This is a genomic window from Streptomyces sp. NRRL S-455, from assembly GCF_000717875.1.
Taxonomy (GTDB): Bacteria; Actinomycetota; Actinomycetes; order Streptomycetales; family Streptomycetaceae; genus Streptomyces.
The window spans coordinates 34,801-47,606 of record NZ_JOCT01000014.1 but is presented as its reverse complement, the minus strand read 5'-3'; the positions used below and the strand labels follow the sequence as shown (position 1 = coordinate 47,606).

Genomic DNA, 12,806 nt, shown 5'->3' with positions numbered 1-12,806 from the left:
GCTCGGACACCGCCCGTCGCAGAGCCTCGCGGGCCACGTCCGCCGGTCGGCGGGTCTCCTGGCCGGTGGAGCCGGTCGACGGGGAGGGCGGGGGTGCGGGGCGGGAAGCCGCCGCGGTGTCCGGGTCGCGCGGCGCCCGCTCCCGGGCAGCGCGCAGTGCCCGGCGGGCCTCGTCGGAGGGGCGGGAGGTCATGGCGTCCTCCGCGGGGGCAGAAGGCCGGACAGGTCGGAGGCCCGGTGGGTGGTCATGACGACCGTGGGCAGGAACGCCACGTCGGTCGGCTCGTGGTTGCGGCGAGGCGTCATGGCGTCCTCCGCAGGGACACCAGGTCGGACAGCTCGCGGTCCGTGAGTTCCGTGAGGGCCGACTCGCCGGAGCCGAGGATCGCGTCGGCCAGGGCCCGCTTGGCCTGGAGCATCTCGGCGATGCGGTCCTCGACCGTGCCCTCGGTGATGAGGCGGTGGACCTGGACGGGCTGGGTCTGGCCGATGCGGTAGGCGCGGTCGGTGGCCTGTTCCTCGACGGCCGGGTTCCACCATCGGTCGAAGTGGACGACGTGGCCCGCGCGGGTGAGGTTGAGGCCGGTGCCGGCTGCCTTGAGGGACAGCACGAGGACCGGGGTCGCGCCGGCCTGGAAGCGGTCCACCATGCGCTCCCGTTCCGGGACCGGCGTGCCTCCGTGGAGGAGGTCGACCGGGACCGCCCGGGAGGCCAGATGTGAGGTGATCAGCCGGGCCATCCCCACATACTGCGTGAAGACGAGCGCGGAGCCGTCCTCGGCGAGCAGGGTGTCCAGCAGCTCGTCCACCAGGGCGAGTTTGCCGGAGCGGGCGGCGAGCCGGTCGCCGGGCGGCGCGTGCTCCTCCTTCAGGTACAGCGCGGGGTGGTCGCAGATCTGCTTCAGCGAGGTCAGCAGCTTCAGCACCATGCCCCGGCGGGCCATGCCCTCGGCGGTCTCGATGGCGAGCATCGACTCGCGGACCACCGCCTCGTACAGCGCGGCCTGTTCGCGGGTGAGGGGCACCGGGTGGTCGGTCTCCGTCTTGGGCGGGAGTTCCGGCACGATGCCCGGGTCGGACTTCTTCCGGCGCAGCAGGAAGGGGCGGACCAGGCGGGCGAGGCGCTCCACCGCCTCTTCGTCCTCGCCGGTCTCCACGGCCCGGGCGTGCCGGGCGCGGAAGGACTTCAGCGGGCCGAGAAGACCCGGGGTCGTCCAGTCGAGCAGCGCCCACAGCTCCGACAGGTTGTTCTCCACGGGCGTGCCGGTCAGGGCCACACGCGCGGGCGACGGAATGGTGCGCAGCGCCTTGGCCGTGGCCGAGTAGGGGTTCTTCACGTGCTGTGCCTCGTCGGCGACGACCATGCCCCAGGGCTGCTCGGCCAGGGCGGGGGCCGCCGAGCGCATCGTGCCGTACGTGGTGAGGACGAAGCCGCCGTCCAGGCCGGCCAGGCTGCGGTCGGGGCCGTGGAAGCGGCGGACGGGGACGCCGGGTGCGAACCGCGTGATCTCCCGCTGCCAGTTGCCCAGCAGCGAGGCGGGGCAGACCACCAGGGTCGGCTCGCTGCGGGCACGCTTCAGATGCAGGGCGATGAGCGTGACGGTCTTGCCCAGTCCCATGTCGTCGGCGAGGCAGCCGCCGAGGCCGAGGGAGGTCATCAGGTCGAGCCAGGCCAGGCCCCGGAGCTGGTAGTCACGGAGGGTGGCCTGCAGGCCGGGCGGCGGCTCGGCCGGGCGTACCCCCGAGATCAGGCGGTCGCGCAGGGCGGCCAGCGCGCCGGCCGGTACGGCCTCGACGGTTTCGCCGTCCACGTCGGCGGTGCCGGTGAGGGCGACGGACAGCGCGTCGACCGGGTCCAGGAGGCCCAGGTCCCGCTTGCGGGCCTTGCGGACGAGGGCCGGGTCGACCAGCACCCACTGGTCGCGCAGCCGGACGACGGGACGGTGGGCCTCGGCGAGGGCGTCCATCTCGGCCTCGGTGAGCGGGTCACCGCCGAGCGCGAGCTGCCAGCGGAAGCCGAGCAGGTCCTCGCTCTCGAAGAAGCCGGTGCCGTCGGTCGCCGAGCCGGGGGCCGGCCGGACCACCGCCATGGCGGACAGGTCCTGGGCGAGGTCCCTCGGCCAGTGCACGGCGACCCCGGCCGCGGCCAGCCGGGTGGCCGCGACTCCGAGGAGGTCGCTCAGCTCGTCCTCGGTCAGGGCCAGCACGTCGGGCACGTCCTGGTCGGAGAGCCGGTCCAGTGGGGACCAGACCCGGGCCGCGCGGCGGACGGCGAGGGCCGCGTCCACGCGGGCGCGGGGCCCGAAGGCGTCGTCCGCCGCGCCCGCCCACAGCGCCGCGGCGTCGGCGACGAGGGTGGGGTCGGCGAGGCTGTGCACCTGGACGATCGCCGCGCCGGCGCTGCGTACGCCGCCGCCGGAGGCGTCGTCGAACAGGTCGTAGGCCGACAGGTCCAGGCGGAGCGAGATCCGCACACCGGCGTCCATGCCGGCGGCGACCTCGGCGGCCCAGTCGAGGGCGCCGGGCAGGTGCTGGGCCTCGCGGGCCGCGAAGGGCCTGCCGTTGCTGTGGGGCGCGGCCGGGGTGCGGGGCAGGGTGTCGGCGACCGCGTCGAGGAAGGCCCGTACCAGGGCTTCCGGTTCGGGCAGCCGGATCGGGCCCGGGCCGGGCAGCGGGACGGCGTGCCCCTCGTAGGGCAGGGCGGCGGCCACCGCGCGCAGGTGCGCGATGTCGTCCGGGTCGAGCGGGCCGGCGCGCCAGGCGTCGTTCCCGGTGGCGGTCAGGCCGGGCAGCAGCCGCCCGCGCGCGGTCAGCCGCAGGGCGTGCAGGGCGGCGGCGCCCCAGCAGGCGGTGGCGGGGTGGGCCGCCGGGTCGTGCCGGGCGCGCACCAGGAGGGGCAGGGCTCTGTCCAGCGGGAGGGACAGCGCCGGGGTGGTCCGCCGCCGGACACCCGCCGCGTGCCGTCGTACGACGGTCAGCTCGGTGTCCTCGGAAGGCAGGGGCTCGCCATCCGGGTCCCAGAAGGCGATGCGTCCGTCGCGCGGCAGGGGTGCGGGCAGGAAGACGGCCGGGAGCCGGACCGGGACCGTCGCGTCGCCCGCCCGCTCGGCCACCATGGCCGTGTCACCCATGCGTCCTGTCACCTCCCGTCCCTGTGCCGGATCAGTTGTCTCCGACTCTACGGGCGAGGTCTGACAACCGGCCCCGGCGGCCGGGTCAGGGCACCGTCCGGGACACCACGTACACCCATGGATACGCCGGGTTGGACAGGTCCACGACCACGTCGTGCGTGGGGGCGGGGTTCTTCTGCCGGTGGACGAAGCCGTACCACCCGTCGTCCTCGGACAGCTTCCAGCCGGTGATCTTCCGGTCCCGGGCGCCGATGGTGACGGCCCCCTCCTTCAGGTCCTTCCGGGTCACGCCCAGGCCGGTCAGATAGGCGTCCAGACCGGCCGCGTTGGTCTCGAACTGGGCGTACAGGCGGCTGGTCCTCCAGTTGTTGGTCTCGTAGTACGCCACGTGCCAGGCCGGGTGCGGGATGGGCACCTGGTAGATGCGGCGCTGGAGCTTGGACGGCCAGCCCGCGGTCAGACCGGTGGCCGAGTACTTCGCCTCCTTGTCCTTGCCGCTGTCCCGGCTCTGGTTCGCGGAGAGCACCAGGTAGCCGGCCGGGATGCCGATGAGCAGCACGATGATCAGCAGGGTGAGCGCCCTGCGGCGGATCATGTGGCGGCGGTCCTCGGCCGGACGCTCCCCCTCCGGCCAGGAGCCCTGCTGCGGCAGGGAGGTGGTCACAACGTCTCCTGGGTACCGCGGCGGGCCTGCGCGTACCGCTCGTAGCGCTCGTGCCGCTCCACCCGGCGGCGCTTGGCGCGCCGGAAGCGGCGGGCCACCAGCCGGGCCAGGTCGGCGGCGCCGACCATGCCGGCCTCGGGGCCGAGCTGGGCCCGGGTGATACGGGCCTCGGGGCGGTAGCCGCGGCCGGTCAGATGCCGGCGGAAGGCGTCCCTGGCGGGGCCGATCAGCAGGTCGTCGGCGGCCGAGACGCCGCCGCCGATCACGAAGCAGGAGGGGTCGAGGGCGGCGGCGAGGTTGGCGATGCCGACGCCCAGCCACTGGCCGATGTCCTGGAGCAGCTCGATGCACATGGCGTCGCCCTCGCGGGCCAGCTCGGTGATCATCGGGCCGGTGATGTCGGAGACGTTGCCCTTGACGTGCTCGATGATCCCGTACGCCACCGGCGAGTCCGCGGCGGCCAGTTCGCGTGCCTCGCGGACCAGGGCGTTACCGGAGCTGTACTGCTCCCAGCAGCCGCGGTTGCCGCACGGGCAGCGGTGGCCGCCGGGCACGACCTGCATGTGGCCGAACTCGCCGGCGACGCCGTACTTGCCGCGCTTGACCTGCCCGTCCTCCAGAATGGCACCGCCGATGCCGGTACCGAGCGTGATCATGACGAGGTGGTCCTCGCCGCGACCGGCACCGAAGCGCCACTCCGCCCAGGCGGCGGTGTTGGCGTCGTTGTCCACGAGGACCGGTACGGAGAGCCGGCCCGAGAGGCGGTCGCGGAGCGGTTCGTTGCGCCAGGACAGGTGGGGGGCGAACAGCACGCGGTTGAGATCTGCGTCGACCCAGCCGGCCGCGCCGATGCCGACCGCGTGCACGTCGTGCCGGTCGGACAGGTCCAGGACCAGCTCGGCGATCGTGTCCTCGACGACCTTGGGACTCTTGGACTTGTCCGGGGTCTCGGTGCGGACCTTCTCCAGGATGTTGCCGTCGGCGTCGACGACGCCCGCCATCACCTTCGTACCACCGATGTCGATGCCGACCGTCGGCACACGGGGTGCCGTCAGGAGTGAGCGGCGCTCCCGGGTGCCGACCGTGCGGAGCGCGGTGGCACGTCGGGAACCGATGGGGGCGGTGAAGTCGCGGTAGGTGCTCATCGCCGACGATTCTGCCTCACCGTGAGGCAGGGTGCGGAGCAGAGGGGTCATGCGGATCGTCGCCGTGTGCGGGTGCGTGGGGGCTTGTCGCGCCCACGCGGCGGAGCCGCACATCGATACGGCCCCGCGCCCCTCAAGGACGCACGAGCAACTGGAACTCGAAGGAATAGCGGGTCGGACGATAGGTGTGCGTGCCGTACTCGACCGCGCGGCCCGTGTCGTCGAACGTGACGCGTTGCATGGTGAGCAGGGGTGCCCCCGCCTCCTCCGCGAGGCGTTCCGCCTCCTCCGTCGTCGCGGCCCGGGCGCCGATCGACTGGCGGGCGCTGTGGAGGGTGATGCCCGCCGCTCGCATGAGGCGGTAGAGGCCGGTGGTCTCCAGCTGGTCGGTGTCCAGGTCGATGAGGCCGGGGGGCAGGAAGTTGCAGAGGTGGGCCATGGGCTCGCCGTGGGCGAGGCGGAGGCGTTCCACACGATGGACGTCGCTGTCCTCGGCGACGCCGAGCGCGGCGGCGACCTCGGCGGAGGCGGGAACGACCGTGTTGACCAGCACCGTGGTGGCCGGGCGCTGGCCCGCCGCCTCCAGGTCGTCGTAGAGGCTGCTGAGTTCCAGGGGGCGCTTGACCTGGCTGTGCACGACCTGGGTGCCCACGCCGCGGCGGCGGACGAGGAGGCCCTTGTCGACGAGCGACTGGATGGCCTGGCGGACGGTCGGCCGGGACAGGCCGAGCCGGGCGGCGAGTTCGATCTCGTTGCCCAGCAGGCTGCCGGGGGTCAGCGTGCCGTGCTCGATGGCGGCCTCCAGCTGCTGGGACAGCTGGAAGTACAACGGCACGGGAGAGCTGCGGTCCACGCTCAGCTCGAGCTGCACGGTCGGGTCCACTTCTGGTTTCGGCACGCGCCGAGCGTAGCTCCGTGCGCTGTTGACGGGAAGTCGTGTAGTCAGGTTGTCCGGACATACAGATTGACAGCGGCGGGCTGTGGACGCACTTTGTTTCCATGCGCATCGGGGTCATCGGGACGGGCCGCATCGGCACCATCCACGCGAACACGCTCAGCCGGAACCGGGACGTCGGTTCCCTGATCCTCACGGACGCGGACACCGCGCGGGCCCAGGAACTGGCACACCGGCTGGGTGAGACGGCGGCGCCGGGCGTGGAGGAGATCTTCCGGTGGGGGGTCGACGCCGTGGTGATCACGACGAACACGTCGGCCCACGCCGAACTGATCGGTCGGGCAGCACGCTCGGGCCTGCCGGTGTTCTGCGAGAAGCCCATCGCGCTGGATCTGCCGGGCACGCTGAGCGCGATCGCCGAGGTCGAGACGGCCGGGACGGTGCTCCAGATGGGCTTCCAGCGACGCTTCGACACGGGGTACACGGGCGCACGAGAGGCCGTGCGGTCCGGCAGGCTGGGGCGGCTGCACACCGTGCGGGCACTGACCAGCGACCAGACGCCGCCGCCCGCCGCGTGGCTGCCGCTGTCGGGCGGGCTGTACCGGGACACGCTGATCCACGACTTCGACGTGCTGCGCTGGGTGACGGGCCGGGAGGTGGTGGACGTGTACGCGGCCGGGTCCGACGCGGGGCCGGCGATGTTCCGCGCGGCCGGTGACGTCGACACCGGCGCGGCGCTGCTCACCCTCGACGACGGCACCCTCGCGACCGTCACCGGAGCCCGGATGAACGGGGCGGGTTACGACGTGCGCATGGAACTGGCCGGGGAGTTCGACCAGATCGTCGTCGGACTGGACGACCGTACGCCGATCGCGTCCACCGAGCCGACCGGGCCGCCGGCCGCCGACAAGCCCTGGACCGGCTTCCTGGAGCGCTTCGGCCCGGCCTACGAGGCGGAACTGAACGCGTTCGTCGAGGTCGTACGGGGCGAGCGGCCCAATCCCTGTGACGGGCGCGAGGCCCTTCAGGCGCTGCGTATCGCAGAGGCGTGCGAGCTGTCGCGCCGGGAGCGCCGACCGGTGCGCCTCGTGGAGATCGCCGGCGGGGCCGCCCGCGCGTTCGCCTGAGGGCCGGTCCGGAGTGGGGATCAGGCCCCCTCCTGGCCCTCCTCCAGGAGTCCCGCGTCGTAGGCGAGCAGCGCGATCTGGACCCGGTTGTTGAGGTCGAGCTTGGCCAGGACGCGGGAGACGTGCGTCTTGACGGTGGCGACGCTCATGAAGAGGCCGGTGGCGATCTCGGCGTTGGACAGGCCCCGGCCGACCGCGACGGCGACCTCACGCTCGCGGTCGTTGAGGGCGGCCACCCGCTCACGCGCGCTCCTGCGGCGGGTGTCGACGGCGGTACCGACCGCGTGCCGCATCAGCTGGCGGGTCACGGTGGGCGACAGGACCGGGTCGCCGGCCGCGACCTTGCGCACCGCCGCCAGGATCTCGGCCGGCGGGGTGTCCTTGAGGACGAATCCGGCGGCTCCGGCGCGCAGCGCGCGCAGCACCTGCTCGTCGGCGTGGAAGGTGGTGAGGACCACCACCTGCGGGGCGTCCCGGCGGGCGCGCAGCCGCTCCGTCGCCGTGAGACCGTCCACCACCGGCATCCGGAGGTCCATGAGTACGACGTCCGGGCGGGTGCGGTCGACGAGCGCCTCCGCCTCACCGCCGTCGGCCGCCTCTCCGACGATCTCGATGTCGTCGGCCCCGCCCATCATGAAGGACAGCCCGGCCCGCACCAGCGGATCGTCGTCGACGAGGAGCAGTCTGATCGCAGTCATGGGCCTTACGAAATCACGGCCGGGGCGGGCACGGGGCCCGGACGTGCTGCGACCCGACGCCAACTGCTTCTCCAGAGCGCCCTGTTGACGGGCGGCAGGCTCGGCTGCGCGGCGGTCACGGGCCCTTCAAGGGCCGTGGCCGGGCCGTCCCGTGCGGACCCCACGGCAACCACGCCCGCACCTCGAATCCGCCTCCCTGGGTGTGCCCGTGCTCCAGGCTGCCGCCCGCGAGGGTGGCCCGCTCCGTCAGCCCGATCAGCCCCTGCCCGGAGCCGGGTACGGGCGGCACCTCGCCCTCGGGGGGCTGGTTGCGCACGGCGACGGTGAGGCCCTCGCCGGGTGCGCCGGTGACGGACACCGTGACCTCTGTGCCGGGGGCGTGCTTGCGGGCGTTGGTCAGGCCCTCCTGGGCGATCCGGTAGGCGGTGCGGCCGACGGAGGACGGGACCGCGGCCGGGTCGGTGACGCGGCGGTGGAGGGTGACCTTCATGCCGGCCTCGCGGCACTCGGCCACCAGCGGGTCCAGCGCCGCGAGCGTCGGCTGCGGCCGCCCCGTGTCGTCCGGCTCGCCCGCCCTGAGGACGCCGATGATCTCCCGCAGGTCCTGCAGGGCCTCGTGCGCGCTCTCCCGGATCACGCCCGCCGCCCGCGCCGTCTCGAGAGGGGGTGCGTCGGGCCGGAACTCCAGAGCGCCCGCGTGCACGCTGAGCAGGGTCAGCCGGTGGGCGAGTACGTCGTGCATCTCCCGCGCGATGGCCTCGCGGGCGAGCCGCTGCGCCTGCTCGGCCCGCAGCCGCGCCTCCGTCTCGGCACGCCGGGCACGGTCCCTGAGGCTCAGCAGGAGCTGCCGCTTGGCCCGGACGAACATGCCCCAGCCGACGATCGCCACGGTGAGCAGCACGCCGAGGACCACGATCACGACGTAGGGGAGGTCGGGGTCGGGGCGCAGCCAGTAGATGAGCGGCGCCATGGCCGCGCCGAAGCCGCCCACCCAGGCCACGTAGCGGAAGGGGCGGTGCACGGCCAGGGTGAACAGGGCGATCAGGCTCGCGCCGCCCGCCGTGTCCGAGACCGCGGTGACGGCCGTCAGCGCCACGGCCAGTCCCAGCGGCCAACGGCGGCGCAACCACACCGCCGCGCAGGCCAGCGCACCCATCACCTGGTCGGCGACGGCCAGTTCGAGCGGCACATGGGGGTTGTCGTTGACCGCCTCGGCGGCGAGCAGGCCGACCAGCACGGCCAGCAGGAAGCAGGAGAAGTCGACGAGCCAGTCGCGGGGCGTGCGCCGGGGCCGTCGCCCGGCCCGGGTGGCGCCGGGGTCGAGCTCGTGGAGCAGGGCGGACGGGATGAACCATCTGGGCCCGGTGAAGAGCGCGGGTGTCTCCTCCGTCAGCACCGGGGAAGGCTGCCCCGCCTTGTCACCGCTCACGGTCCGCCAATCTACGCAGGCCCGGCGCGTTCCACCGCCCCCTGGCCGGATCCTCGACCAAAGTCGCCTCATCTCAGACTTTCGACTGTGCCGGCCGTGCGGAGCGGGGACTTGTGTCTGCGGGGGGCTCGCCCCGCGGCCGATGTGCGTGGGGGGTCCGCGGGGCGAGGCTTTCCGCCATGAAGCAGGTACTGGAGATTCTCGGCTTGCTCGCCCTGGTTCAGGGCGTGGCGGGCCTGGTGCACGAGTTCACCGACTGGGACTGGGGCCTCGTGCAGCGGCTCGGGTTCCTCGACGGCTACGAGGTCTACGCGAGCGTCGCCCTGCTGGTGCTGGGCATCGCCCTGTTCGCGGCCGCCGGGAGCCGGAAGTCGGCCTGAGCTGCCGGAGGGCCTCCTCAGCAGCCGTGGTCGACCAGGTCGAACGACTCGTAGTGATCGGCCGTGTAGTAGTCCTCCTGGTTCCTCTCCCCGGTGACGATGCGCCGCGCGCCGCGTGTGTCGGAGCCGGGGGTGATGACCGTGTACTCGTGGTAGTAGCCGGAGGACTGGGCGGGCAGGATGCCTTCCCGGTTCTGGAAGACGGTGCCGTCCTGCTCGAAGGGGTAGGGGCCGCCCCGCTCGATCAGGTCGAGGGTGTCGTGGGCCTGGGGCGGCAGGTCGCTGTAGCAGATGTCGCCGACGGCGGTGGGGGCCGCGTCGGCCGTGGTCGCGGAGACGGTGCCGCCGATGAGGAGGGCGGACACGAGTGCGGCTGCTGCGCCGAGCCGCGAGGCGCGTGGGGGGAAGTTCATGCGGTCATGATGACCCGCGTAGACACTGGCATGTCAATGACAAGTTCGAGGAACGTGCCGTGAACTCCGGTGCGTCGGGCGGAAGTCAGCCCGCGACCCCGCGCGGCTACGCGTTCTCCGGCAACCCGAACTCGCCGTACCGCGGGCGGCCCGCCAGGTCGTACGTCTGGACCGAGACGCCCGCGCCGGTGACGCTGCCTCCGGCGTGCTCGAACGCGGTCGGCCGGGCGCCCTCGGGGAACAGCCGGAACCCGCTGCCGAGCACGACCGGGAAGGTCAGCAGATGCAGCGTGTCGACGAGGTCCAGCGCGAGCAGGGACCGGAGCAGCGCACCGCTGCCGTGCACCTGGACCTCACCGTCGGTGCGCTCCTTCAGGGCGGTGACCTCCTCGGCGAGATCGCCGGAGATCACGGTGGTACCCGCCCACCCTGGGTCCGTCAGGGTCGAGGAAGGCACGTACTTCGGCAGGGAGTTGAGCTTGGAGGCGACCGGGTCGCCGGGGTCGGTCACCTTCGGCCAGTACGTGGCGAAGATGTCGTACGTACGGCGGCCGAGCAGGAACGCGCCCGGCCGGGTGAAGACTTCGCTGATGAAGCGGCCGAAGTCGTCGTCGGCGTACGGGAAGCTCCAGCCGCCGTGGGTGAAGCCCCCTCGGGTGTCCTCCTGGGGCCCGCCCGGGGCCTGGTAGACGCCGTCGAGGGTGACGAAGAGGGTGGAGACGAGCTTGCCCATGGCGGGTGCCTTCCTTCCGGAACGACAGGGATCTGCTGTCATCGGTTCAGACCCCGGCGGCACCCGCAACTCATCGCTGGGCCGTATGGCTCCCCGGACAGGAGAACCGGGGACGTCCATGTCCGTTCGCCGCCAGCGTGCCGTCCGCCCCGGCGCTGAGATGGACGCATGACGACTCAAGGAACTCTCGACGGCAAGACGGCTCTCGTGACCGGCGGCAGCCGGGGCATCGGGGCGGCGACGGCACTGCGGCTGGCCCGGGAAGGCGCGGACGTGGCCGTCGGCTATGTGAACGGCAAGGAGGCGGCCGAGGACGTCGTGCGGGCCGTGGAGGCGCTGGGGCGCCGGGCGGTGGCGGTGCGCGCGGACGCGGCGGACGCGGACGAGGCGGCCGGTGCCGTGGCCACGGCGGCCGAGGCGCTCGGCGGCCTCGACGTCCTCGTCAACAACGCCGGTGTGGGGGTGCTCGGGCCGCTGGAGACCCTGTCGCTCGCGGATGTGGACCGGGTGCTCGCCGTGAACGTACGCGGTGTCTTCCTGGCCTCCCAGGCCGCCGCAGCACGCATGACGGAGGGCGGGCGGATCATCACGATCGGCAGCTGCATGGCCCAGCGTGTGCCGGGGCCCGGCGGGACGCTCTACGCGATGAGCAAGGCGGCCCTGGTCGGCCTGACGAAGGCCCTGGCGAGGGAGCTGGGCGGGCGCGGCATCACCGCGAACCTCGTCCTTCCCGGCCCGACCGACACCGATATGAACCCGGCGGACGGACCGTTCGCGTCGGGTCAGGCGGCGATGACCGCGCTGGGCCGGTTCGGGACGGCGGACGAGGTGGCCTCGACGGTGGCGTATCTGGCCGGCGCGACGTATGTGACCGGGGCGGAGTTCGCGGTGGACGGCGGACACGCGGCGTGAGCCACGTGGGGCGCGCCGGTGCCGTGGCCGGTGCGCCCCGGGTGCCTGGGTCCCGCCGCAAGAAGGGCCTTGGACGTCCGGAGGGCGGCCGCGTGGCGTCCGCTGCGTGCCGGGCATCGCGCGGCAGAGGCCGCTTTCGCGCCCTAACCGCCCAGCTCCTGGTGGCGCGCCACGAGGCGGCTCGTGCCCTCCTGGGTCAGCGAGCCGAACAGGCGCAGCCGGGAGATGCCGCCGTCCGGGAAGATGTCCACGCGCGCGTGGGTGCCGACGGCCGGGGCCGGCAGGACGAAGCGGTGGTTGGTGTCGGGCTGGAGGCGGGTGCGGGGCAGGATCTCGCGCCACTCGCCGTCCTCGCCGTCGCGCACGGACACCGAGGCCCAGCCGGCGCTGTTGCCCTTGAGGTACGCGGTGTCGATCTCCAGGGCGCGGATCCGGGCCTGGGACACCAGCCGGTAGCGGATCCAGTCGTGGCCCTGGTCACGGCGGCGGCGCGTCTCCCAGCCGTCGTCCATCTTGCGCGAGCGGCCCGGCTGGATGGTGTTGCTCGCCGGGGAGTAGAAGAGATTGGAGGCGTCCTCGGCCCGGCCGCCGTTCTCCAGGGCGACGACGTCGAAGGTGCCCAGGGCCTCCAGCCATCCGGGGTCCGGGACGACCTCGCCGTGCACGCGCAGGCGTGCGATGCCGCCGTCGGGGTGCTGGTTGAGGCGCAGGTGTGTGAAGCGCTGTCTCACGGAGACCTCGAAGCCGTTCGCCGCGTGGCCGCCGACCGGGGTGCGCGGCACCAGGGTCGTCCACTTCACGTCGTCGCCGAGGAGTTCCTCCGGGGACGGCGAGCCCGGCAGCGACGTCCCCTCGACCGACACCGCCTGCGGGTAGTTGCCGCGGAAGTGGGCCGTGTCGACGACGATCCCCCGGATCACGCCCGGTGCGCCGAGGCGGACCAGCGCCCAGTCGTGATCCTCGGCGGTCGGCCACGGGTGGTCGGCCGATGCGCCCCGGCGGCGGCGCGTCTCCCAGCCGTCCATGATCTTGCCCTTGTGCCCGAAGTGCTCGGGGTCGAACTCGGCGCGCTCGGGCACCAGCAGGTTCTCGCGCTGGGCGAAGAACTCGTCGTTGGCGGCGACGACCCCGGCACCGAGGCGCCGGTCGGCGAGGTTGGCGTACCGGGCGAAGGGGAAGTCGGCGGTGCGGTAGTCCGCGTACGGGTCGCCGCCTCCGTAGGGGTTCGCGTCGCCGGTGAAGCTGGGAATCGCCGTCACGGGTTGTGCCTTTCGGGAGT

12 protein-coding genes are annotated in these 12,806 nt (G+C 73.3%); 3 read left to right on the top strand and 9 right to left on the bottom strand.

Annotated features, from left to right (window positions below):
• Nucleotides 1–302: 302 nt before the first annotated feature.
• The 4 genes from IE97_RS0120045 to IE97_RS0120030 form a co-directional block, all read right to left on the bottom strand.
• Entirely contained in the window at nt 303–3,131 is a 2,829-nt protein-coding gene (locus IE97_RS0120045; protein ID WP_030242253.1) for a DEAD/DEAH box helicase, read from the bottom strand.
• Nucleotides 3,132–3,216: 85 nt separating this feature from the next.
• Nucleotides 3,217–3,795, bottom strand: a complete 579-nt coding sequence (locus IE97_RS0120040; RefSeq protein WP_030242248.1) for a hypothetical protein — start codon at nt 3,793–3,795, stop codon at nt 3,217–3,219.
• A complete protein-coding gene (locus tag IE97_RS0120035) occupies nt 3,792–4,940 on the bottom strand; it encodes an ROK family glucokinase (RefSeq protein ID WP_030242244.1) in 1,149 nt (382 codons plus the stop codon). Before IE97_RS0120035 ends, IE97_RS0120040 begins: the two co-directional genes overlap by 4 nt.
• Before the next feature lie 133 nt (nt 4,941–5,073).
• Nucleotides 5,074–5,811: a GntR family transcriptional regulator gene (locus IE97_RS0120030; RefSeq protein WP_199807036.1), complete on the bottom strand. Its 738-nt coding sequence runs from the start codon at nt 5,809–5,811 to the stop codon at nt 5,074–5,076.
• A 128-nt stretch (nt 5,812–5,939) separates the two neighbouring features.
• Here IE97_RS0120030 and IE97_RS0120025 point away from each other — a divergent pair, with 128 nt between their 5' ends.
• On the top strand, nt 5,940–6,962 hold the full coding sequence (locus tag IE97_RS0120025; RefSeq protein ID WP_030242238.1) for a Gfo/Idh/MocA family oxidoreductase: 1,023 nt from the start codon (nt 5,940–5,942) through the stop codon (nt 6,960–6,962).
• A 20-nt stretch (nt 6,963–6,982) separates the two neighbouring features.
• Here the strand turns inward: IE97_RS0120025 and IE97_RS0120020 are convergent, their stop codons facing one another.
• Together IE97_RS0120020 and IE97_RS0120015 are read right to left on the bottom strand one after the other, a co-directional pair.
• On the bottom strand, nt 6,983–7,660 hold the full coding sequence (locus IE97_RS0120020; protein WP_030242235.1) for a response regulator: 678 nt from the start codon (nt 7,658–7,660) through the stop codon (nt 6,983–6,985).
• A gap of 115 nt (nt 7,661–7,775) precedes the next feature.
• Entirely contained in the window at nt 7,776–9,089 is a 1,314-nt protein-coding gene (locus IE97_RS0120015; RefSeq protein WP_051705049.1) for a histidine kinase, read from the bottom strand.
• Nucleotides 9,090–9,268: 179 nt separating this feature from the next.
• Between IE97_RS0120015 and IE97_RS0120010 the strand changes: the two genes are divergently transcribed.
• Nucleotides 9,269–9,469 (top strand): hypothetical protein, encoded by a 201-nt coding sequence (locus IE97_RS0120010; RefSeq protein ID WP_030242230.1) that lies wholly within the window; start codon nt 9,269–9,271, stop codon nt 9,467–9,469.
• A 17-nt stretch (nt 9,470–9,486) separates the two neighbouring features.
• Here the strand turns inward: IE97_RS0120010 and IE97_RS0120005 are convergent, their stop codons facing one another.
• A complete protein-coding gene (locus IE97_RS0120005; protein WP_030242227.1) occupies nt 9,487–9,882 on the bottom strand; it encodes a ribonuclease in 396 nt (131 codons plus the stop codon).
• Nucleotides 9,883–9,988: 106 nt separating this feature from the next.
• Nucleotides 9,989–10,615: a dihydrofolate reductase family protein gene (locus IE97_RS0120000; RefSeq protein WP_030242226.1), complete on the bottom strand. Its 627-nt coding sequence runs from the start codon at nt 10,613–10,615 to the stop codon at nt 9,989–9,991.
• A 168-nt stretch (nt 10,616–10,783) separates the two neighbouring features.
• Between IE97_RS0120000 and IE97_RS0119995 the strand changes: the two genes are divergently transcribed.
• Nucleotides 10,784–11,527, top strand: a complete 744-nt coding sequence (locus IE97_RS0119995; protein ID WP_030242223.1) for an SDR family oxidoreductase — start codon at nt 10,784–10,786, stop codon at nt 11,525–11,527.
• A 143-nt stretch (nt 11,528–11,670) separates the two neighbouring features.
• Here IE97_RS0119995 and alc read toward each other — a convergent pair whose 3' ends face one another.
• Nucleotides 11,671–12,786 (bottom strand): allantoicase, encoded by a 1,116-nt coding sequence (alc, locus tag IE97_RS0119990; RefSeq protein WP_030242220.1) that lies wholly within the window; start codon nt 12,784–12,786, stop codon nt 11,671–11,673.
• Between the last annotated feature and the right edge of the window lie 20 nt (nt 12,787–12,806).